Origin of the sequence: Verrucosispora sp. WMMD703, assembly GCF_049178935.1 — a bacterium.
Taxonomy (GTDB): domain Bacteria; phylum Actinomycetota; class Actinomycetes; order Mycobacteriales; family Micromonosporaceae; genus Micromonospora; species Micromonospora sediminimaris.
Map to the genome: position 1 here is coordinate 5642156 of NZ_JBMHMM010000004.1, position 22076 is coordinate 5664231.

The 22076-nt window shown below is 71.6% G+C and carries 20 protein-coding genes; 12 read left to right on the forward strand and 8 right to left on the reverse strand.

Features of this window, described 5'->3' with window-relative positions; all coding sequences use genetic code 11:
• Positions 1-21 precede the first annotated feature (21 nt).
• Positions 22-2274, forward strand: a complete 2253-nt coding sequence (locus tag ACN26Z_RS26185; RefSeq protein ID WP_421463803.1) for an MMPL family transporter — start codon at positions 22-24, stop codon at positions 2272-2274.
• A gap of 59 nt (positions 2275-2333) precedes the next feature.
• On the opposite strand, the gene ACN26Z_RS26190 is transcribed toward ACN26Z_RS26185, so the two are convergent.
• Positions 2334-3590, reverse strand: a complete 1257-nt coding sequence (locus tag ACN26Z_RS26190; protein WP_282236989.1) for an erythromycin esterase family protein — start codon at positions 3588-3590, stop codon at positions 2334-2336.
• An 86-nt stretch (positions 3591-3676) separates the two neighbouring features.
• Between ACN26Z_RS26190 and ACN26Z_RS26195 the strand changes: the two genes are divergently transcribed.
• Entirely contained in the window at positions 3677-3868 is a 192-nt protein-coding gene (locus tag ACN26Z_RS26195) for a DUF2795 domain-containing protein (protein WP_093405351.1), read from the forward strand.
• 4 nt (positions 3869-3872) lie between these two features.
• Here the strand turns inward: ACN26Z_RS26195 and erm are convergent, their stop codons facing one another.
• Together erm and ACN26Z_RS26205 are read right to left on the reverse strand one after the other, a co-directional pair.
• Positions 3873-4670, reverse strand: coding sequence for an ErmE/ErmH/ErmO/ErmR family 23S rRNA (adenine(2058)-N(6))-methyltransferase (gene erm, locus ACN26Z_RS26200; protein WP_421463806.1), 798 nt, complete (start codon positions 4668-4670; stop codon positions 3873-3875).
• A 327-nt stretch (positions 4671-4997) separates the two neighbouring features.
• Complete coding sequence (locus tag ACN26Z_RS26205; RefSeq protein ID WP_282236987.1) at positions 4998-5900, reverse strand: Gfo/Idh/MocA family protein; 903 nt, start codon at positions 5898-5900, stop codon at positions 4998-5000.
• Between the two features lie 262 nt (positions 5901-6162).
• Here ACN26Z_RS26205 and ACN26Z_RS26210 point away from each other — a divergent pair, with 262 nt between their 5' ends.
• Together ACN26Z_RS26210 and ACN26Z_RS26215 are read left to right on the forward strand one after the other, a co-directional pair.
• Positions 6163-6561, forward strand: coding sequence for a hypothetical protein (locus tag ACN26Z_RS26210; protein ID WP_093405343.1), 399 nt, complete (start codon positions 6163-6165; stop codon positions 6559-6561).
• Positions 6554-6982 (forward strand): hypothetical protein, encoded by a 429-nt coding sequence (locus ACN26Z_RS26215; RefSeq protein WP_421463809.1) that lies wholly within the window; start codon positions 6554-6556, stop codon positions 6980-6982. Before ACN26Z_RS26210 ends, ACN26Z_RS26215 begins: the two co-directional genes overlap by 8 nt.
• 38 nt (positions 6983-7020) lie before the next feature.
• Here the strand turns inward: ACN26Z_RS26215 and fabG are convergent, their stop codons facing one another.
• Complete coding sequence (fabG, locus tag ACN26Z_RS26220) at positions 7021-7779, reverse strand: 3-oxoacyl-ACP reductase FabG (RefSeq protein ID WP_282236985.1); 759 nt, start codon at positions 7777-7779, stop codon at positions 7021-7023.
• A 140-nt stretch (positions 7780-7919) separates the two neighbouring features.
• Positions 7920-9572, reverse strand: coding sequence for an alpha-amylase family protein (locus ACN26Z_RS26225; protein ID WP_421463810.1), 1653 nt, complete (start codon positions 9570-9572; stop codon positions 7920-7922).
• Positions 9573-9630: 58 nt separating this feature from the next.
• Between ACN26Z_RS26225 and ACN26Z_RS26230 the strand changes: the two genes are divergently transcribed.
• Positions 9631-10221 (forward strand): DUF1349 domain-containing protein, encoded by a 591-nt coding sequence (locus tag ACN26Z_RS26230; RefSeq protein ID WP_282236983.1) that lies wholly within the window; start codon positions 9631-9633, stop codon positions 10219-10221.
• Positions 10222-10298: 77 nt separating this feature from the next.
• Positions 10299-10949: a DedA family protein gene (locus ACN26Z_RS26235; RefSeq protein WP_421463813.1), complete on the forward strand. Its 651-nt coding sequence runs from the start codon at positions 10299-10301 to the stop codon at positions 10947-10949.
• 112 nt (positions 10950-11061) lie between these two features.
• Here the strand turns inward: ACN26Z_RS26235 and ACN26Z_RS26240 are convergent, their stop codons facing one another.
• Both ACN26Z_RS26240 and ACN26Z_RS26245 read right to left on the reverse strand, forming a co-directional pair.
• Positions 11062-12453, reverse strand: coding sequence for a chitinase (locus tag ACN26Z_RS26240; RefSeq protein ID WP_421463815.1), 1392 nt, complete (start codon positions 12451-12453; stop codon positions 11062-11064).
• A 150-nt stretch (positions 12454-12603) separates the two neighbouring features.
• Complete coding sequence (locus ACN26Z_RS26245) at positions 12604-14028, reverse strand: carbohydrate-binding protein (protein ID WP_093405326.1); 1425 nt, start codon at positions 14026-14028, stop codon at positions 12604-12606.
• A 212-nt stretch (positions 14029-14240) separates the two neighbouring features.
• Here ACN26Z_RS26245 and ACN26Z_RS26250 point away from each other — a divergent pair, with 212 nt between their 5' ends.
• The 4 genes from ACN26Z_RS26250 (at position 14241) to ACN26Z_RS26265 (ending at position 19206) form a co-directional block, all read left to right on the forward strand.
• Entirely contained in the window at positions 14241-15389 is a 1149-nt protein-coding gene (locus tag ACN26Z_RS26250; protein WP_282236979.1) for a carboxylate-amine ligase, read from the forward strand.
• Positions 15390-15405: 16 nt separating this feature from the next.
• On the forward strand, positions 15406-16776 hold the full coding sequence (locus ACN26Z_RS26255; protein WP_093405320.1) for an FAD-dependent oxidoreductase: 1371 nt from the start codon (positions 15406-15408) through the stop codon (positions 16774-16776).
• A 90-nt stretch (positions 16777-16866) separates the two neighbouring features.
• Positions 16867-18291: a WGR domain-containing protein gene (locus ACN26Z_RS26260; RefSeq protein ID WP_093405318.1), complete on the forward strand. Its 1425-nt coding sequence runs from the start codon at positions 16867-16869 to the stop codon at positions 18289-18291.
• A 42-nt stretch (positions 18292-18333) separates the two neighbouring features.
• Entirely contained in the window at positions 18334-19206 is an 873-nt protein-coding gene (locus ACN26Z_RS26265) for an aminoglycoside phosphotransferase family protein (protein WP_421463818.1), read from the forward strand.
• A gap of 76 nt (positions 19207-19282) precedes the next feature.
• Here ACN26Z_RS26265 and ACN26Z_RS26270 read toward each other — a convergent pair whose 3' ends face one another.
• A complete protein-coding gene (locus ACN26Z_RS26270) occupies positions 19283-20089 on the reverse strand; it encodes an Fpg/Nei family DNA glycosylase (protein WP_421463820.1) in 807 nt (268 codons plus the stop codon).
• 217 nt (positions 20090-20306) lie between these two features.
• On the opposite strand from ACN26Z_RS26270, the gene ACN26Z_RS26275 reads away from it, so the two are divergent.
• Both ACN26Z_RS26275 and ACN26Z_RS26280 read left to right on the forward strand, forming a co-directional pair.
• Positions 20307-20996 (forward strand): SDR family NAD(P)-dependent oxidoreductase, encoded by a 690-nt coding sequence (locus ACN26Z_RS26275; RefSeq protein ID WP_282236976.1) that lies wholly within the window; start codon positions 20307-20309, stop codon positions 20994-20996.
• 196 nt (positions 20997-21192) lie between these two features.
• The gene (locus tag ACN26Z_RS26280) at positions 21193-22047 is read left to right on the forward strand and encodes a thrombospondin (RefSeq protein ID WP_421463823.1); all 855 of its coding nucleotides are present in this window, start codon (positions 21193-21195) and stop codon (positions 22045-22047) included.
• Positions 22048-22076 lie beyond the last annotated feature (29 nt).

Sequence of the window (22076 nt, forward strand, 5' to 3'; positions counted from 1 at the left end):
ACGACCGAGGGAAAGGACCTCATGGCGACCCTGCTCTACCGGCTAGGCCGGGGATCGATGCGTCGGCGGCGACTCGTCGCCGCGATCTGGCTCGTCGTACTCGTCGGGCTCGGCCTGGCAGCAGCGACCCTGCGCGGCCCGACGGCCAGCAACTTCACCATGCCCGGAACCGAGTCGCAACGCGCGCTCGACCTGCTCGACGAGCAGTTCCCGGCGGCGGCCGGCGCCACCGGCACCATCGCGGTCAAGGCACCGGCCCCGGGGCAGCTCGGCACCCCCGAGGGCCAGGCAGCGATCCGGTCGATCACCGAGGAGGCCACGACGGTCCCGGGTGTGCTCGCCGCCATCGACCCGTTCCAGGTCGGCTCGGTCTCACCCGACGGCCAGTACGCGCTGATCCAGGTGCAGTTCAACGACGGCGCCGACCAGATCACCGATGAACAGCGCGAGGCGTACGAGGAACTCGGTACCCAGGTCGAGGCCCAGGGTTGGCAGGTGGCACCCGGCGGTGAGGTGCTCAACACCGAGCCCGAGGTCGGCTCCACCGAGGCGATCGGCGTCGCGGTGGCCCTCGTGGTCCTGGTGGTCACCTTCGGCTCCCTGGTGGCCGCGGGTATGACGATGCTCAACGCGCTGATCGGCGTCGGCGTCGGCATGGCCGGCCTCTTCGCACTCAGCAGCGTGGTCGAACTGACCAGCACCGCACCCATCCTCGCGTTGATGCTCGGCCTGGCCGTCGGCATCGACTACTCGCTCTTCATCACCTCGCGGTATCGACAGAACCTGCTCGACGGCATGCCGGCGGACGAGGCGATCGGCCGGGCGGTCGGCACGGCCGGCTCGGCGGTGACCTTCGCCGGGGCCACTGTCGTCATCGCCCTGGCCGGTCTCGCGGTGGTGAACATCCCGTTCCTGACCGTGATGGGTCTGGCCGCCGCCGGCACGGTCACCGTCGCGGTGCTGGTGGCGATCACCCTGCAACCGGCGCTGCTCGGCTTCGCCGGACGCCGGGTGCTGCCCCGCCGGTTGCGCTCGTCGGTGCCGGTGGCCCTGACCGCCGATGACATCCCGGACGACGCCGCCCGCAGCAGCGACGTGACCACCCACCGCGCGGCACCGGAAACCGCCACCAACGGCAGCGAGGACACGTCTGCGTTCGGCTTCCGTTGGGCCCGACTGATCACCCGGCTCCGGATCCCGGTGATCCTCGTCGGCCTGCTCGGCCTGGGGCTGCTCGCGCTGCCCGCACCGGACATGCGCCTGGCGCTGCCCGACGCCGGTACCGCTCCGGTCGGCTCCGCCGCCAGGGTCTCCAACGACCTGATCACGGAGGGCTTCGGCCCGGGCTTCACCGGCCGTCTCGCAGTGGTTGTCGCCGGCGACGACGCCGGCGCAACCGCCGCAGCCGTTCCGCAGGTCACCGCGCTGGTCCAGCGCACCGACAACGTGCTCGCCGTGGCACCGCCGCAGCTCAGCCCGGACGGCCGGACCGCGCTGCTCGGGGTGATCCCGCAGACCGGCCCGACCGACCCGGCCACCGAGACGATGGTGCACGACATCCGCACCGCCGTCGGCGGCATCCAGGGCGCCGACGTACTGCTCACCGGTGTCACGGCGATCGGCATCGACATTTCGGAGAAACTCTCCGACGCGTTGCCGATCTATCTGGCGCTGGTGGTCGGCCTGTCGATCCTGCTGCTGATGCTGGTGTTCCGCTCGGTGCTGGTGCCGGTCAAGGCGGCGCTGGGTTTCCTGCTCACCGTCGCCGCCACCTTCGGCATCACGGTCGCGGTCTTCCAGCAGGGGCACCTCGCCGACCTGGTCGGCCTGGACACTCCCGGCCCGCTGATCAGCTTCCTGCCGATCCTGCTGATCGGCATCCTGTTCGGCCTGGCCATGGACTACGAGGTGTTCCTGGTCTCCCGGATGCGGGAGGACTTCGTCCACGGTGACACCGCCCAGCAGGCCACCATCAACGGGATGGGGCACGGGGCACGCGTGGTCACCGCCGCTGCCCTGATCATGACCTCGGTCTTCGGCGGCTTCATCTTCCTCGACGACCCGGTGATCAAGTCGATGGGCTTCGCGCTCGCCATCGGCGTGGCCATCGACGCCTTCGTGGTCCGGATGACCATCGTCCCGGCGGTGATGTCACTGCTCGGCAAGGTGGCCTGGTGGCTGCCCCGCTGGCTGGACCGGGCGCTGCCGAACGTCGACATCGAGGGCGAGAAGCTGCGCGCCAGGCTCGACGACAAGGTCGGCGCCGACGCCTGACCGGCACGGCGACCCGGCCCTCCACCGAACCCCCGGTGGAGGGCCGGGTCGGCACCGGCTCAGACACCCGCCGGGTAGGTCTCCATCTCGCCCGGAGCGGCCAGCGCGGGCAACGGATGCAGCGCAGTGGTCTCGTCGCACCAGATGAAGGCGTCGTAGCGTTCCCCGAGCCGGGTCGGCACGTAGTTGCCCCACGACTCGAACGACGGGTCGTACACCACCCCGATCGCCCGGTGGTCGAGCGTGTCGGTGACCCAGCCCGGCTGGTCCGGACCGCCGAAGACCAGCACCGCGCGCTCGGGCATCAACTCGTGCAACCGGTGCTCCAGCGAACCGGGTCGGGCCGGCGGCACCACCATCGCCTCCGAAGGCGAGCCCCAGCGCGGCGCGGCGATCACCGTGCCCCGCCAACTGCCGAAGCCGATCAACGCCACCTGGTCCGCGCCGTGGCGTTCCCGCGCCAACTGGCCGATGTTCACCATCCCGTCGGCAGCCATGTCGGTCGCCCGCGCGTCACCGACGTGCGTGTTGTGCGCCCAGACGACGCCCCGGGCACCCGGCCCGTAGCGGTCGAGCAACCGGTCCAGGGTGTCGGTCATGTGGATGTCCCGGACGTTCCAGGAACCGGGCCCACCGGCCACCATCTCCCGGTAATAGCGCTCCGCGCCGGCCACCACCTCCGCGTTCTGCCAGGCCGAGAAGGCACCCGGCCCGTCGGTGGCGGCGTGTTCGCGGGTACGGGCCAGCAGCCGGATCACCTCCTGCTCGCACCGGGCGGAGACGAACCGGCTCGCCGCGCCGTACTCCTCGACCCGCTTGCCGTACGGCTCGAAGCAGCGGTACGCGTCCTGGGCGGCCTCCAACGACGCCGGCTCCTCCTCGCCGAGGTAGTCGAAGATCGCCTGCATCGACTCCCAGAGGCTGTAGACGTCGAGACCGTGGAAGCCGACCCGGGCCCCCTCGGCCCGCTCCATGTTCCAGGCGCGCAGCCACCGGCAGAAGCGGGCCACCTCGGCATTTGCCCACATCCACGTCGGCCACCGCTCGAAGCCCTCCAGCGCGGTCTGCGGCTCGGCCACCCCGCCGGGGGCGCCGGTCACCGAACGGTGCACCCGGTCGCAGTCCGGCCAGTCACCCTCGACAGCCACGAAGGAGAAGCCGCACTCGGCGACCAGCCGCCGGGTCAACTGCTCCCGGATGCGGTAGTAGTCGTAGCTGCCGTGCGTCGCCTCCCCGATCATCACCACCCGCGTGTCCCGGACACGCTCCAGCAACGGATCGAGGTCGCTCGGCGCACCGAGCCGCTGTACCAGCATGCCTGCGGCTACCCGGCACCCCGACGGGCAAACGCAGCGGCCCGCCGGGGGTGTGCCGGGGCACCTGCGCGGGTAGATCGGACAGCATGACCGACAGCGGTGCCGCCCTGCACGAATACCTCGCCGGGCTGGACTATCCCGTCTCCCGCGAGGACCTGATCCGCTGGTGCCAGGAGAACGGCGCGAGCACCGAGCAGTTGCAGGCCGTACGTGCGCTCCCGGTGGACCAGTTCAGCTCGCCCACCGAGTTGACCGAGGCGCTGGGCACACTGCCCTGACGGCTCAGCGGGCGTGCAGCAGGCGGTACAGCACCAGCCACTGCTCCGGCCAGACCTGCCCGACCGGGAGGTCCGGGTCGAGCCGGCTGGCGCGCAACGCCGCCGTCAGCCGGGCCCGCGGATACTCGCGGGCCAGCGAGGCCGCGAGCGAGCCGCCGACCCCGCCGAACCCCAGCTCGACCATCCGCCGGTACGCCGGCAGCGCCCGCGGCGGCAGCAACGGCTGCGTCCGGCGCGCGATGCGCAGGATGCCCGCGTCGACCCGGGGCACCGGGCGGAACGCGGTCCGCGGCACCCGCCCGGCGAACCGCCAGTCGAACTCCGGCCAGCTCAGCACCGTCAGCCGGCTCCATCGGCCGTAGTCACCGGCCCGCCGCCGGGCGTATTCCAGCTGGGTGAGCAGGGTGGCCGTGCACAGCATCGGGGCGGCCAGGCACCACCGCACCACGGCTGCGGTCAGCGACCACGGGATGTTGCCGACCACGGCGAACTCCTCCACGGGTGCCGCGACGGCGAGGAAGTCCGCCTGGCGACAGGTGACGTTCGGCAAAGTCGCGCAGACCCGGGCCAGTTCCGTTCCGGCGACGGGATCCACCTCGTACGCCGTCAGTCGGCCGCAGCGCGCGGCCAGCGGGCGGGTCAGCTGACCCCGCCCGGCACCCACCTCCAGCACCAGACCGTGCGGGTCGGGGCGGGCGGCGTCGATGAACCGCGCGACGGCGGCCGGGTCGGCGAGGAAATTCTGGGAGAGTACGCGACGGGACCGGTCGCGTCCGGTCGTGCGGGTACGGCGGGGCGCCATGGCGTCGTCCTTGTCTGTCGCCGGGTGGCGACGAGAGCGGACAGGCGACCGTCGACGGGGCCTGTCCGAGCGATCGGGACTCGGACGGCCCTGGTGAGATGGCGCGGGAGAACGGCACCGCGATGCAAGACGGTGCCGGAGACGTACGCGGGAGAGGCGTCAGTCGCGGGTCGCGCCGGCCAGGGCCGGACGCCGGACGCGCGGGCGGGCCACCAGCAGCGGCCCGAACGCGGCCGACGTGGCGACCGCGTTGATCAGGGCGTGCACGCACATGTCGGCGACCCTACCGACCCTCCCGGCCGGTGGCGACCGATTTCCGGCCCACGCTCAGGCCGGCACGTCGATCACGGTGCCCTGCGCACGGGCGGTCTCGGCGGCGGCGAGGACCGCCACCACCTCGCGGCCGAAACGCACGTCGCAGCGATGGTCACGGGTGCCGGCGTCGACCTCGGCCAGCAACTGATCGATCGCCACCCCGAACGCCGTCGCCGAGCTCGCGCCACCGTTGGGGAGCCGCTCGATGCCGCTCTCGCCGTAGAAGACGAACTCCGCGGCGACCGAGCGGGGTGGTGCGTCAAGGGTCAACGAGACCGTGCTGGTGGCACCGTCGGCATGGCTGAGCAGCAGGTGCACCAGGCCACCGGGACCGTCGGTGGCGGCCACCCGGGTCACCCGGCCGAGCACCGGCAGCAGGACGGCCAACGCGTGTGGGCCGATGTCCCACAGCGCGCCGTGCTCCCGACGCCACGGCGACTGCCCGTACGGGCTGCCGGGCTGGAAGATCGAGGCGAACCGGATCACGTTTGCGGTGTGCCAGCCTCCGGCTGCGGCGGTCGCGGCGATGAAGCCGGCGACGTCCGGTTGGTATCGGCCGGTGAAGAAGACCACAGACGCCACACCCGTCCCGGTGGCCGCCTCGACCACGCGGTCGGCGTCGGCGACGCTCAACGCGAGCGGCTTGTCCAGCAGCAGGTGCCGACCGGCGTTGGCGGCCCGGACGGCGATGTCCGCCTGGACGTCGGGCGGCAGCGCGACGGCCACCGCGTCGCACGCCTCGATCAGCGAGTCGACCTCCTCGAAGGCCGGTACCCCGTAGCGGGTGGCCAGCGCAGCGGCCTTGTCGGGGTTACGCCCCCACACGCCGACCAGCTCCGCCCTCGGGTGCGCCTCCAGTGCCGCCGCGTGCGTCTCCGCCGCCCAGTGCCCGGTGCCGAACAACCCGAACCGCATCCCCGTACCTCCGCTGTATTCGCCTGGCCACAGCTGACCCGCGACACTGATCACGCTAGTCCCCCGCGGTCCCCCGTGCCCGGCGTCCCCGCCGTGCCACGGCCCGACCGGCGCGGCGCTGCCGCAGGCCGGGCAGGCGACGGTGAGGGCTCGGCCGGCCGACCAGGACGGGCGGGTGTCTGGCCGGCCCTCTCGGCGGTCGCTCTTACTACGGGGGTTAGTAGAGTGGGCCGGTGATCGGAACGAGCACCGGACGACCCAGGTGACCACCGCCGCGACCACCACCGGATCTCCGGCCGACGGGGCGTTGGCCGTCGCCGCCATCGTGCTGTCGCTGCTGGTCGCCGTCTGGGCGCTGGTGGCCGCGTTGCGCCACCGGCCGCCGGACCGGATGCAGTTGATCGGGCTGGCCGTGCTGGAGCTGCTGCTGCTCGGGCTGGTGCTGGTGACCGCCGTGGCGCTGGCCGGCGGCGAGCGACCTGGCGAACCCGGCTCGTTCTTCGGTTACCTGGTCACGCTGGTCTGCCTGCCGCCGCTGGCGGCGGTGCTGGCCCGGATGGAACCGACCCGCTGGGGGTCGGCGATCGTGTGCGCGGTGTGCCTGGTGACGCCGGTGGTGGTGGTCCGGCTCCAGCAGACCTGGCAGGTGCTCGGTGGCTGAACCGAGCCCCGCCCGACCCCGGACCAACTCCGGCCCGGGCCGGTTGTTGATCGCTGTGTACCTGCTCTTCGCCATCGCCGCCAGCAGCCGCGCCACCCTCCAGATCGTCACCAGGTTCGACGAGGCGCCGCTGGCGTACCTGCTCTCCGCGCTCGCCGCGGTGGTCTACATCGTGGCCGCGGCCGGTCTGGCGCGGGCCGGTCACGCGGGCCGCCGGATCGCCCTGGCCTGCTGCGCGCTGGAACTGGTCGGCGTCGTCGGGGTCGGCACCTTCAGTCTGGCCCGCCCGCACCTCTTCCCCGACGAGACGGTCTGGTCCGGTTTCGGCAGCGGCTACGGCTACATTCCCCTGGTGCTGCCGATCCTCGGCCTCGTCTGGCTCCGGCACACCCGCAGCCGGACGGCACCGGCCCCTTCCTGACACTCGGTGTCCAGGAAGGGGCCGGTTGACGAGGCCGTTCAGTCCCGGGGTCCGCCGGCGACGTAGATGACCTGGCCGGACACGAAGGACGCTCCCTCGCTGGTCAGGAACGAGATGGTGTGCGCCACGTCGTCGGGCCGGCCCACCCGGCGGACCGGGATCTCCGCCTCGGCGTGCTTCTGCATCGCCTCGAAGTCCACCTTCATCCGGGCGGCGGTGGCCGCGGTCATGTCGGTGACGATGAATCCGGGCGCGACCGCGTTGGCGGTCACCCCGAACGGGCCCAGCTCGATGGCGAGGGTCTTGGTGAAACCCTGCAGGCCGGCCTTGGCCGCCGAGTAGTTGGCCTGGCCCCGGTTGCCCAACGCGGACGTGCTGGAGAGGTTGACGATGCGGCCCCAGCGCGCCTCGACCATGTGCTTCTGCGTGGCCTGGCTGAACAGGAACGCCCCGCGCAGGTGTACGCCGAGGACGGTGTCCCAGTCGGCGTCGGTCATCTTGAACAGCAGGTTGTCGCGGAGCACGCCGGCGTTGTTGACCAGTACGGTCGGCGCACCCAGCTCGGCGGCCACCCGTTCCACGGCAGCCTCCACCTGGGCCCGGTCCGCCACGTCCGCACCGACGCCGAGTGCCCGGCCGCCGGCCGCCACGATCGCGTCCACGGTCTCCTTGGTCGCCGACTCCTCAATGTCGACCACCGCCACGGCCAGTCCGTCGGCGGCCAACCGCCTGGCGGTGGCCGCGCCGATTCCCCGTGCCGCCCCGGTCACGATCGCGACCCGCTGCCCCTCCGACATGCCTACCTCCCGGTAACTTGGCTCGACGGCAGGAGCCTAACCCACGCCGGGGCGGCTTGACCCCCGTCGATCCCGACCTCCGGACCGGGCACGCCGGCCCGGAGGTCACCGGCCCCCGACGGGTCGGCCCGGCCTGCCGCTCAGTGCGACCAGGATCGACAGAGCCGGATCCAGCGGTAGCCGTGCCCGGAAAGTTGCAGTTTGTCGAGCTTGCCGACGTCGTCGTAGTTGCGGTCGGCAAGCACGTCGATGGGCAGGTCCGCCTCGGGCTGAAGCTGGCTGAGATCCACCTCGGCGTCGGTGGTGCCGAGGTTGTGCAGGAAGACCATCGTCCCCGTCGGCCCGTCGGCCCGGTGCGCCAGCACCCCCGGCGGCATCGGCACGTCGATGTGCGTGGTGGAGCCGGAGCCGATCTCCGGTGCCTCCCGCAGCGTACGGATCATCCGCTCGAACCAGGCCAGCAGCGAGGTGCGATCCCGCCGCTGGAGGGTGACGTTGACCTTCTCGTACCCGAACTCACCCTTGTCGATGACCGGGCGGACGAGCTTCTCCGGCTCCGCTGTGGAGAAGCCGGCGTTGGGCTGGTTCGACCACTGCATCGGGGTACGGATCGCTTCCCGCCCGTCCAGCGACAGATCCTCTCCCATGCCGATCTCCTCGCCGTAGCGCAGCACCGGCGTGCCGCGCAGGGCGAACTGCAGGGAGTACGCCAACTCGATGCGCCGGCGGTCGTTGCCGAGCATCGGTGCCAACCGGCGACGGATGCCCCGGTCGTAGATGCGCATGTGTTCCTCGGGGCCGAACTGCGCGTACACCTCGTTGCGCTGTTCGGCGGTGAGCCGGGACAGGTCGATCTCGTCGTGGTTGCGCAGGAACGTCGCCCACTGCCCGCCCTCGGGCAGCGCCGGGGTGTCCCGCAGCGCCTCGATCACCGGTTCCGGGTCCTGCCGGGCCAGAGCCAGCATCAGCCGGCCGTTGAGCATGAAGTCGAAGAGCATGTGGACCCGGTTCGCCGAGCCGCCGCTGTCACCGAAGAATGCGGGAAGGTGGTCGGGCTCGACGTTCGCCTCGGCCAGCAGGACCGCGTCGCCGCGCCGCCACTGCACGTGCTGGCGCAGCTCGGTGAGGAATTCGAAGTCCAGTTCCGGGTTCGGGTCTCCGGGCTCAGTGCGTTCGATGATGAACGGCACCGCGTCCATCCGGAATCCGGCGACGCCGAGTTGGATCCAGAACGACATGATCTTCTTGATCTCGGCGCGTACCGCCGGGTTCCTGGTGTTGAGGTCCGGCTGGAACTTGTAGAAGCGGTGGTAGTACCAGGCCTTCGCGGTCCGGTCGTGGGTCCAGGTCTCATGCTGTTCGCCGGGGAAGACCATGCCCTGGTACCGGTCGGTCGGCTCCTGCTCCGACCAGACGTACCAGTCGCGGTACGGCGAGTCCGGCGAGGAGCGTGCGGACTGGAACCACGGGTGCTGGTCGGAGGTGTGGTTCACCACCAGGTCGATGATCACCCGGATCCCCCGGTTGCTGGCCTGGTGCAGCAGCTCGGCGAAGTCGCCCAGGGTGCCGAACCGTGGGTCGACGTTGTAGAAGTCGGTCACGTCGTAGCCGTCGTCGTCGTTGGGCGACGGATGGATGGGGTGCAGCCAGAGGCAGGTCACCCCGAGCCGGGCGAGGTAGTCCAGCCGGCCGATCAGACCCCGGATGTCACCGACCCCGTCACCGTCGGAGTCCGCGTACGTGTCGATGTCGAGGCAGTAGACGACCGCCTCCGAATACCACCTGTCAGACATGCCCCGGTACCTTCTCCCAGTCGGGACGTCGGCAAACCCGACTCGGTACGGTGCCGGGATGCGGAGCATCGAATGGTCGGGCGGCGACTGGCACGGCCGACCGGTCCGGGTGACCGAGGAACCGGACGGCACGCTGAGCGTCGAACCGGGCCGGGGCAGCGACCTGTGGCGACACACCAGTTACGGCTTCGTGCACGACGATGCCCCGGCCCTGCTCGCGCCGTTCCCGGCCGGTACCGCCGTGGAGGTCGACTTCCGGCTGGCCTGGACCGGGCAGTTCGACCAGGCCGGCGTGCTGGTCCGGGTGGACGACCGGAACTGGGTGAAGGCCGGCGTGGAGGTCAGCGACGGCCAGCCCCAGGTGGGCGCGGTGGTGACCCGCGACGTCTCCGACTGGTCCGTGGCACCGGTTCCGGACTGGGCGGGTCGGGAGGTGAGCGTACGCGTCAGCCGCGCCGGTGACGCGCTGACCGTACGCGCCCGGGTCGCCGGTGAGCCGTGGCGGCTGGTCCGGCTTGCCCCGTTGGCTCCCGACGCGGTGGCGTCGGCCGGTCCGTACTGCTGCTCGCCCAGCCGGGGCGGGCTGCTCGTGCGGTTCACCGGATGGCGCCACGGCCCGGCCGACGAGGAGCTGCACCCGCAGGAGTGACCTGTCCGGACCCGGTGTGCGGGGCGGTTTCGGGGGGTAAGGGTCCCCTTTACGCCCGACCCGCGAAAGGCTTCATCATGGCGCTCGCCCAGGACGTCGACCCCGCTCAGGTCGGCGGGCTGACCGGCTGGATCGCCGGGGTGATCGAGGCGGGCGGGGAGGTGGGGGTGGCCCTGCTGGTGGCCCTGGAGAGCATCATCCCGCCCATTCCCAGCGAGATCGTCCTGGCGATGGCCGGGTACCTGGCTGGCGAGGGTCGGTTCAACGTGGTCTTGGTGACCGTCGCGGCCACGGTCGGCTCAGTGCTCGGCGCGCTGTTCCTCTACTGGGTCGGCGCGGTGGTCGGCGAGGACCGCCTCAAACGGTGGCTCGACCGGTTACCCCTGGTCGACATGGACGACCTGGAAAAGGCCGACCGGTGGTTCGAGCGGTACGGCCGCTGGGCGGTGTTCTTCGGCCGGATGGCGCCAGTGGTGCGCAGCCTGGTGTCGGTGCCGGCCGGGGCGAACCGGATGCCGCTTGTCGAGTTCGTCACGCTCACCACGCTGGGCAGCGGTATCTGGAACGGGATCTTCATCGGTCTCGGCTACGCGCTCGGCTCCCGCTGGCAGCAGATCGACCGCTACAGCTCCTGGTTCGACTACGGGATCCTCACCTTGATCATCCTCATGGTCGCCACCTGGGTGATCAAGAAACTCCGCCGCCGCACCCCCACCCACACCCCCTGACCAGCCCGCCGCCCCCCTGCTTCGAACCCAAGATCCGGGCAACTTCGGGGATGGTGCTGCCTCAGCCGAGCCTGAGACAGCAGCATCAGGGAAGTTGCCCGGATCTTGAGCGTCAGGGGAGGGTGCGGAGGTGGGGGGAGACGGTGCGGGCGAAGGTGTTGTTGTTGGTGATGTCCCAGTTGATGGACCAGGTCATCGCGCCACGCAGGCCGGGGTAGGTGCGCGGCGGGCGGAAGCTGCCGCAGTTGGTGCCCCGGGTCAGGCAGTCCAACGCGGCGTTGACCACACTGGGTTGGACGATGCCGCCACCGGCCGCGCCGGGACCGGCCGGCAGGCCGAGCCCGACCTGGTCTGGCCGCAGCCCCGCCTCCAACTGGATACAGGCCAGCGCGACGATGAAGTTGACCGTCCCCTGGGCGTACGCGGCGTTGTTGTCGCAGCCGAGCATCGCCCCGGAGTTGTAGAACTGGGTGTTCACCACGGTCAGGATGTCCTTGATGTCCAACGCCAGCTTGAAGTAGCTGCCCGCCGGGTTCTGCATGTCGATGGTCTGCGGCGCCATCGCGATGATCAGCCCGCTGCCCACCTTCGCCCGCAGTGACCGCAGCGCCTGCGCCATGTACGTCGGGTTCAACCCGTTCTCCAGGTCGATGTCGACGCCGTCGAAGCCGTAACGCTGGATCAGGGCGTACACGCTGTCGGCGAAGGCCGCCGCGGACGCCGAGCTGTCGACCACGACCCGGCCGGTCTCGCCACCCACCGAGATGATCACCTTCTTGCCGCGACTCTGGAGGGTCCGCACGTCGGCGGCGAAGTCGGCGTCGGTGTACCCGCCGAGCGCGGCGGACAGGCCGGGGTCGATGGCGAAGCCGACCGCGCCGGGCGTGCCGGTCGCGTCGGCGAAGGCGACCGCCACCAGGTCGTACTCGGTGGGTACGTCACGCAGCCGCAGCTCGACGGCCGGGTTGTCGAAGTTGTGCCAGTAGCCGGTCAGGATGTGTTTCGGCAGCCCGCCGACCGGCGGCGGCGGGGTCGTCGGTGGCGGCGTGGTGGGTGGCGGCGTGGTGGGTGGCGGCGTGGTGGGTGGCGGCGTGGTCGGCGTGGTGCCGCCGGCGCAGGCCGCGCCGTTGAGCTGGCAGTTCGCCGGTACGCCGGAACCGCTGCCGAGGAAGCCGAAGGAGACCGAGGCACCGGGTGCGATGGTGCCGTTCCAGGAGCGGTTGGTGAAGGTGTACCGCTGGCCGCTGGAGGTCAGCAGCGCGTCCCAGTAGGTGCCGACCGTGGTACCGGCGGGCAGGTCGAAGGCGAGACTCCAGCCGTTGACCGTGGTGCCGCCCCCGTTGGTGATGGTGTACTTCCCCTCCCAGCCCGAGCCCCAGTCGGACGTCTTGACGAAGCTCGCGGTGACTCCGGCGGCGTACGCGGCTGGCGCCAGCCCGACCGCCCCGATCGCGGCGGCCAGCGCGCCGATCACCGCCAGCACCAGCGTTCTGGACCGTTTCATGTGCCCCTCCAGCCCGGACGAAATCCATGGACGTCAACCTGGCGCCTATTATTAAGACTGTTAACTGTTTCTGTCCAGGGCCGGCCCCGGGTGAATCGACACGGCCCCCTGTCCGCCGGAGGCGATGCCAGGGGGCCGTGTCGTCACGCCTCAGCGGCGGAAGTGGAACCAGTTGACATTCACGAAGTCGTTGGGCTGCCCGCTGGTGAAGGTGAGGTAGACGGTCCGTCGCCCGGTCACTCCGGAGACGTTGCCCGGCACCGACCGCCAGCTCTGCCAGCCACCGGTGTTGGCGATGGCGAAGCTGCCGATGGGTGCGCTGGTCGGGCTGTCCACCCGGACCTCCACCAGGCCACTGACGCCGGCCCCCGCGCCGGAGGCGACCCGGGCCACGAAGTCACGTGGCCCGCCGGAGCCGAACTCCACGTTGTCGAAACGGACCCAGTCGCCGTTGCGCAGTGCCCCGATGTTCTGCCCGCCCTCGGAACACGCCTCGACGATCACGCCGTTCTGGGCGTTGAAGGACTCGGCCTGGATGGTCGCGTACGCGTCCCGCGTCCCGCCCGGCGGCGGGGTGGTCGGCGGTGGCGTGGTGGGCGGCGGGTTGCTGCCCCCACCCCGGCTGTAGACCGCGACGTAGTCGACAAGCATCGGCCGGCCGGGCACGGTGGCCGAGGTCGGCGTGGCGCTGCCGGCGACCCCGTTCGGGAAGGCCCCGCCCATCGCCACGTTCAGCAGCAGGAAGTAACCGGCGTGGCTGGTCATCTGCGACCAGTACGGCTCACCGACCCGGCTCTGGCTGACCGTGTGGTAGAGCTGCCCGTCGACGTACCAGCGCAGCTGCTGCGGGCTGACCGAGGCGTCCCACTCGAAGCGGTAGGTGTGGAAGGCCGACTGGCAGGTGCTGCCGGGGCAGGCCCGGGAGGCGCCGATGCCGTTGAACTCGTCGCACGGGCCGCCCGGCGCGACGCCGCAGTGCAGCACGCCCCAGACCGAGTTGAGCCCGTTGACGTTCTCCATCACATCGAACTCGCCGATGCCCGGCCAGTTCTGGTAGTTGCCCCGGTAGGGCGAACCGAGCGCCCAGAACGCCGGCCAGTATCCCGACGCGGCGGCGCCTGTCACGTTGGGCATCTGGATGCGGCCCTCGATGGCCAGGATCCCGCCGGCCGGGGCCTTGAAGTTGCTGCGGACGGTCTCGATGCGCGCCGAGGTCCAGCGGCCGGCGCTGTCGCGCAGCGGGGTGATCCGCAGGTTGCCAGCGCCGTCGTGGCTGACGTTGGCGGTGCTGTTCGTGTACGTCTGGATCTCGCCGGTGCCCCAGTTGGGTGGGCCACCCGGGTAGCTGGTGCCGGTGTCGATGATCCAGTTGCCGGCGGACGGGAGGGTGCCGGCGGCGCCGGTGAAGTCGTCGCTCCACACCAGGTTCCAGCCCGACGGGGGCGGCGGCACGGCGGCGTCCGCGGTCGTGCCGAGTCCGGCCACGACGGTGGCGACGGCGGTGAGCAGGGTCAACGCCAGCGGCAGCCGGCGTCGCGCAGGCGGGGCGGCGGGTGCCGCCGGGGCAGTTGTCATGACGTGCCTCTCTGCGGGGACGGGAGAGAGCGCTCTCTCAGGAGTTGTACGTTCCTCCCGCGCAGTTGTCAATATCGATCGATCCGGGCGACCCGAGGATCGCGCACACCCCCGCCACACCCGGGCGGAGTTTCCCGGTGCCACCACAGGGGGTAATTGCCGGCCGACCCGGTGCGGAGGGACCGCCCGGGAGGAAGTGGACGGTGGTAGCGATGGTCAGGCAGGTGGCAACCGCCCCGCGTCCCCCGGTCGAGGCAACCGACCTGCTCACCGTGGGTGTCGAGGAGGAGTTCCTACTCGTCGACCCGGAGACCGGGGCCGCGACGCCCGCCGTCGAGGCGGTGCTGGAGGAGGTCCCCGCCGAGTTGCGGGGACAGGTCGAGCGGGAGTTCCAGACCAGTCAGATCGAGATCGGCAGCCCACCCGGATTGGAACTCCGCTCGATCCGGCACTCGCTCAGCCTGCTCCGCGCCGCGCTGGCCGACGCCGCCGAGCGGGCCGGCGCCCGGTTGCTCGCGATCGGCACCGGGCCGATCGACGGGCCGGTCCCCCCGGTGGTCGACAAGCCCCGCTTCGACCGGATGATCGCCCGGTTCCGGCTGCTGGTGCCCGGGCCGGGCAACAACGGCATGCATGTCCACGTCGGAGTGCCGGACCCGGACACGGGCGTACAGGTGCTCAACCATGTGCGGCCGTGGCTGCCGATCCTGCACGCGGTCACCGCCAATTCGCCGTTCTCAGGCGGGGAGGACACCGGCTACGCCAGTTGGCGATCGATCGAGTGGGAACGCTGGCCCTCGGTCGCGCCGACGCCCTACCTGGTCAACCACGAGCACTACCAACGACTGATCCGTCAGCTAATCGCCAGCGGCGTGATGCTCGACGAGGGGATGCTCTACTGGTACGCCCGGCTGTCGGCCAAGTACCCGACGGTGGAGCTACGCATCGGTGACGTCTGCCCGACCGTCGACGACGCGGTCCTGATCGCCGCACTGGTCCGTGGGCTGGTGGCGACCGCGCTCGACGACATCGCGGCCGGGCGGCCACCGCTGCCGACCGACCATCACCTGCTGGTCGGCGCGCACTGGCGGGCTGCCCACGACGGGTTGGAGGGAGAGGCGGTCGACCCGCACAGCGGTGAGCTGCGGCCGGCCTGGGATCTGCTGCACCAGCTCGTCGGACGCCTCGGTCCGGCCCTCGACCGACACGGCGACCTGGCCGAGGTGACCGGCCTGCTGGAGGGGCTGCGCCGGCACGGCAGCGGGGCCGCACGGCAGCGTTCGGTGTACGCCCGGACCGGACGGTTGGAGGATGTGGTGGAGGACGTGGCACGCCAGACCCGGGGCGAGGACCCGGCCTGACGAGAGAGGTGATGGCGTGGCGGAACGGTTGATCGTCGTCGGCGGGGACGCCGCCGGCATGTCGGCCGCCGCCCAGGCGCGCCGTCGTCGGGGCGTGGACGACCTGGAGATCGTCGTGTTCGAACGGGGGCACTTCACCTCGTACTCGGCCTGTGGGATCCCGTACTGGATCAGCGGCCTGGTCACCGACCGGGAGCAACTGGTGGCCCGGTCGCCGAAGGTGCACCGCGAGGACTACGCCATCGACGTACGGATCCGGCACGAGGTGGTCGAGATCGACCTGGTCCGCCGCGAGGTGGTCGCCCGGGACCTGGACGGCGGCGGTGAGGTCCGGGAACCGTTCGACACCCTGATGTACGCCGCCGGAGCGGTGCCGAAGAAGCCAGCCTGGGCGCACACCGACGCCGCCGGGGTGTTCGGGGTGCAGACCCTCGACGACGGTTCGGCGCTGCGCGGTTGGCTGGAGACCGAGCCGCGGCCCCGGCGGGCGGTGGTGGTCGGCGGCGGCTACATCGGCGTCGAGATGGCCGAGGCACTGGTCCGCCGCGGCCTGTCGGTCACCCTGGTCGAGCGCGACGAGCAGCCGATGTCGACAGTCGACCCCGACATGGCCCGACTGGTCACCGAGGCGATGCGCGGGCTGGGCGTGGACATCCGCACCGGCGTACGGGTGACCGGCCTGGCGGAGCGCGACGGCCGGGTCAGCGAGGTGGTCACCGACGACGGGCCGATCCCGGCCGACCTGGTGGTCCTCGGTCTCGGCGTACGCCCCAACACCGAGCTGGCCGCCGCCGCCGGCCTGCCGCTCGGGCCGACCGGCGGCATCCGGGTGGACCGTCAGATGCGGGTGTCCGGGGTGCCCGGGGTGTGGGCCGCCGGGGACTGCGTGGAGACCCTGCACAAGGTCAGCGGCATGCCGGTGCACGTACCGCTCGGCACCCACGCCAACAAGCAGGGCCGGGTCGCCGGCATCAACATCGGCGGCGGGTACGCCACCTTCGCCGGCGTGATCGGCACCGCGGTCACCAAGGTGTGCGAGCTGGAGGTGGGACGCACCGGCCTGCGGGAGCGCGAGGCCCGGGCGTCCGGCTTCGAGTTCGTCTCGGTGATCGCCGAGTCGACGAACCGCGCCGGCTACTACCCCGGCGCCCGGCAGATGACGGTGAAGCTGATCGCCGAGCGGCCGAGCGGGCGACTGCTCGGCGCCCAGATCGTCGGCTGGTCCGAGGCGGCGAAGCGGATCGACACCCTCGCCGTGGCGCTGTGGAACAAGATGACGGTGGACGACATGACCGCGCTCGACCTCGGCTACGCCCCGCCGTACGCCCCGGTCTGGGATCCGGTGCTGGTCGCCGCCCGCAAGGCCGTGGACGCGCTCGCCGGCTGACGGCTCCGGGGCCGGTTTCTGTCGGTGCCGCGGGTTAGCGTAGGCGCGCCGCCCGGTCAGGGCCGACGCCAACCCCTCGGAGGAATTCCCATGTCGCAGGAGACGACCTACCTCGAACTGTCCGAAATGGACGGTGCCGCGCACAAGTTCTACGAGGTGATGGTCGACGACGCCACGATGACCGTGCGCTTCGGGCGGATCGGCGACCAGGGTCAGGTGAAGACCACCGGCTATCCCGACAACGCGCGGGCCCGCGCCGCCGCGGCGAAGAAGATCGGCGAGAAGATCCGCAAGGGGTACGCTCCGGCGGTCCGCGGCGTACGCCAGAAGCGGGCAGTCTCTCGGCGGCAGATCGTCAGCACCCGCTCGACCGCCCGCACCGCCCCGGTCCTCTGGCGGTACGACTCCGGCGCACCGGCCTTCGGCATCTTCGTCGACGGGCGCACCTGCATGGTGGGCAACGAGCGCGGTGTGATCACCACCCTCGATCACGACGCCCGCGTGCTGGACCAGGTCCGGCTTCCCGACGGGGTCAAGTGCATCGTCGCCGACGACGCCTGGATCTACGCCGGCTGCGACGACGGCAACGTCTACGACCTCTCCGGCAAGATCCCCCGGGTGGCGTACGCGATTGTTCCCGACATCGACATCTACTGGCTCGACATCCACGACGGCGTGCTGGGTGTCTCCGACGCCGACGGCGGGGTCGCCGCCATCGACCACGAGGACGAGTTCCTCTGGCGACGGGCCGGGCGCGGCCGGTCGGCCTGGATGGTGCGCTGCGACGCCGACGCCGTCTACCACGGCGACTCGACGGGGGTCAGCGGCTACGACTGGCGCACCGGGCGGGAGTTGTGGCACACCCGCACCGGCTCGGTGCTCTTCGGCTGGCAGGAACGCGACGCCGTGTTCGCCGGCACCGCCACCCGCGAGGTGGTACGCCTCGGCAAGGACGGCGGTTCGGCACTGCGCACCTACCGCGCCGATGCGCCGGTCTTCTCCTGCGCCACCGCCGCCGACGGTCGTTACGTCTTCGCCGGTGACAGCCAGTCGTCGATCTACTGCTTCGCCGCCGACGGCACCCGGCTGTGGAAGCTCGGCACCGGCTGCGGATCGGCCTACTCCATGCAGTACCACGACGAACGCCTCTACGTGGTGACCACCAGCGGCCACCTGGCCTGCATCGACGCCAGCGAGCCCGCGATCCGGGCGGCGGAGGCGGGCAACGTGCCCGACGTGGTCGACGTGAAGGCCCCGGCCCGGCTGCCCGAACCAGCCGCCGTCACCGAGGTCGAGGTCGTCGGCGACGCCGGTGACGGGGTGATCGTCGAGTGCGTCGAGCAGGGCGGTCGGCTGCGGGTGCACGTGCTGTCCGCCGGCTACCACCGGAACTGGTCGGTGCAGTTCCCCAAGGGCATCCGCCAGCCGGGCGCCCGCTACCTGGTCACCGAGGTCCGGGAGTCCGGCCGTGGCGGCTTCTACCGGGCGTACGGTGACATCCGCCGGCTCCGCTGATCACGGTTGTGGCCGCTGCTCGGCCTCGGCCACCATGAGCCGGTGACCGGCGCGCTGCGACTCCCCGACGGCTTGGCCTGGCTTCGCGACGTGCCGGGTGGCCCGGAGTGGTTGGCCGAGTTGCCGGGCCGGCTGGCCACCTGCGCCCGGCGCTGGTCGCTGCGGCTCGGGCCGCCCTTCGGGTACGCCTGCGCCTCCCTGGCCTTGCCGGCCGAACTGCCGGACGGCACCCGTGCGGTGCTCAAGTTGCAGTTCCCCGACGCGGAGAGCGAGCACGAGGCGACCGCGCTGCGGCGTTGGGAGGGCGACGGTGCCGTCCGGCTGCTCGGCCACGACCCCGACCTGCGGGCACTGCTGGTGGAGCGTTGCAATCCCGGGACCCCGCTGCACGCGTTACCGCTCGACGCGGCGCTCGACGCGGTGGTGGCGCTGCTCCCCCGCCTCTGGGTACCGGCCGGTCAGCCGTTCACGTCGTTGGCGGAGGCCGCCGCCGGTTGGGTGTCCCGGCTGCCGGTGAAGTGGGAGCGGGCCGGGCGGCCGTTCGAGCGGCGGCTGGTCGACGCCGCGCTCGACCTGCTCGGCGGGCTCACCGGCAGCCAGGGTGTGCAGGTCCTGGTCAACCAGGACCTGCATGCCGCCAACGTGCTGCGCGCCGAACGCGAGCCGTGGCTGGTGATCGACCCGAAACCGCTGGTCGGCGAGCGGGAGTTCTCGGTGGTGCCGATGGTGCGCGGCACCGAGCTGGGCCACTCCCGGGCGGCCGTCCGCCACCGCCTGGACCGGCTCAGCGCCGAGCTGGGGCTGGACCGCGACCGGGTGCTGGGCTGGACGATCGGTCAGACGACGGCCTGGAGCATCGACGGTGACCGGGTCTTCCCCGACCACGTCGAGGTGGTCCGCTGGCTCCTCGACTGATCCGCGTCTCGGTCAGATCTTGGTCGAGCACGGCCCCCTGAAGGGCCGTTCCAGACCAAGATCCACGCCGGTCGGGTCAGGACTGGCAGGTGGGGCACCAGTAGAGGTTGCGGGCGGTGATGGTGCCTCGGCTGATCGGGGTGCGGCAGACGTGGCAGGGTTGGCCGGGGCGGCGGTAGACGTAGACCTCTCCCCCGTGCCGGTCGACTCGGGCCGGCCGACCCATCGCCTCGGGCAGGTGCGCGGCGCGGACGGTGTCGATCCGACCGGTGGTGACCGCGAGCGTCATCAGCTCGACCAGGTCTGCCCAGAGCACCTGCCAACCGGCCGGGGTCAACTCCCGGCCGGGCAGCCGCGGCGACAGACCGGCGCGAAACAACGCCTCCGTCACGAAGATCAGACCTGTGCCGGCCACCACCGTCTGGTCCAGCAACAGCGCCGCCAGTGGCGTCACGCTGCGCGAGATCCGCGCGTACGCCCGCTCCGGATCGGCGTCGGCGCGCAGCGGATCCGGTCCGAGTCGAGCCCGCAGCGCGGCCACCTCGGGCGGGCTGAGCAGTTCGCAGGCGGTCGGCCCACGCAGGTCGAGCCAGTGCCGGTCGCTGGTCAGCCGTAGGCGGATCTGCCCCACCGGCTCCGGCGGTTCACCATCGCCGTCGGTGACCTTTCCGTAGAGGCCGAGGTGCACGTGCAGCGCGAACTCACCGGCGTAGTGGTGCAGCAGGTGCTTGCCGTACGCCTCGGTGGCCTCCAGCACCGTGCCGGAGATCCGGGCGGCACCGTCGGCGAAGCGCCCCTGCGGGCTGGCGGCGAGCACCTTGTCCCCCACGAACAGCTCGGCGTGCCGGGCCGCCAGGCGATGAATGGTGTGTCCCTCTGGCACGACGCCAAGCGTAGCCAGCGCGCCGGTGAGCAGCGGTCGGACCCGGCCTTGCCAGGTCGTGACGGCCGGCAGGGGCGTGCCAAGCGCCCCGAACCGGTCGCCCGTCCCCGGGAAACGCTGCTACTCGACGGTAAGGGATCGCCCTCGGCGTCTGGTTCAATTGCCGATCGGGCCGCCGGCACGGCGGGCACCACGTCGACTCGATGGGGGCGGGGTCATGACGGATCGGATACGCCGTGCGGTGGTGGTCGGCAACAGCGACGGCATCGGGCTGGCGTTCACCCGCAGACTGCTCGCCGACGGTTGGCGGGTCACCGGGCTGTCGCGACGGGACAACGCCATCATCGTCCCCACGTACGCCCACCACACCGTCGATGTCACCGCGCCGGACTATCCGGACGTGCTGGGCAAGGCGATCGACGAGCTCGGCGGGGTGGACCTGTGCGTCTACGCCGCCGGCATCGGCGAACCTTTCGATCCGGCCGACCTGGACGCGCAGACGCGCACCTTCGAGGTCAACCTGATGGGCGCGGTACGGACCACTGCCGTGGTGGTGCCGAGAATGCTGGCCACCGGCGACGGGCACCTGATCGGGATCTCCAGTCTCGCCGACCGGCTGGTCTCCGGCGAGGCGCCCGGCTACGCCGGCTCGAAGGCCGGAGTGTCGTCGTACCTGACGGGTTTGTCGGCGGCGCTGCGCCGGCACGGCGTGCACGTGACCACCGTGCGATTCGGATTCGTCGACACCAAGATGGCCAAGGGCTCGTTCCGACCGCTGATGATTCCGGTCGATGACGCCGTGGAGATCCTCGTACGCTGCGTCCGCAAGCGTCCCGTCCGGGTCTCCCGGCCCCGCCGCCTGGCCCTCCTCACCGCCACCCTGGCCCCCCTGATCCGCCCCCGCTAACACCCCACCCCCACCCCGCCCCCGCCGCAGCCCTCGCCGTCGCCTGCCACAACTGCCTGATCGACGAGGGGTGCGGTGTGGAGCGGGCGGGGTGGGGTGTCGGGTGGGTGGGGGTTGGGTACCTGCTGGGTGTTGTGGCGTGGTTGGCGATACGGGGCTGATGCCGCCATCCACGCATCGATCAGGAGGTGAACCCATGAAATTTTCTTCGCTGTTGCGCCGGGAGGAACCGGCGCCGCCGGCAGCCGACGACAGCAGGACCGGGACGGTCGCCACCGACACCCGCCCCGACGAGCGGTCCGGCGTCGAGGGTCGCACCGACGGCAGCACCACCCGCCGAACCGCTGCGGACCCGGTCGCCGGCCAGCCCGCCACGGACCGCGCCGCCAAGGAACGTGCCGCCACCGCCCGATCCACGGTTCACGGTTCCCGCCGCGCTCGTGCCGCCACCACCGAGACCGTCGACGGCCACCGCGTCACCGGCGTGGACCGCACTCTCGACGGTGACCGCGCCAGCGGCCGGGACCGGCCCGTCGATGGCCTCCACACCACCGACCGCACCACAGACCGCGACCGCACCGCCGACGGGGATCGGGCCGGCGACGCGGATCGCCACGTCGACCGGGACCGGAGCGTCGGCACCGTCGAGCGGGACGGCAGGGTCGACGACGACCGGACCCCCGACGGCGCAACCGGCCGGGACGTACCGCCGGCACCGGTCGGGCCACGGCCCCGGGCCAGTCTGCTGGCCACGCTCGGCCTGATCGTCGGCGTCGGCGGCATCCTGTTCGTGCTCACCGGCGCCCTCGCCGGGTACGGCATCGCGCTGGGCGCGGTCGGAGCGGTGCTCGCCGTGCTCGGTCTGATGGCCACCCGTCGGCGCCACATCGCCGGCAAGTCCGACGCGCTGCTGGGCATCGCCTTCGGCCTCGGCGCGGTGGTCCTCGGCGTGCTGGCGATGACCGGCCAGTACGACTGGCCGTCCACCGACGGAGATGTCGTGGTCCGCTTCCGCGAGTGGCTTGATTCACAGTTTGTCGACCGCCTGTAACGGGCACTTTTCGGCCCGCCGGTGGTTCA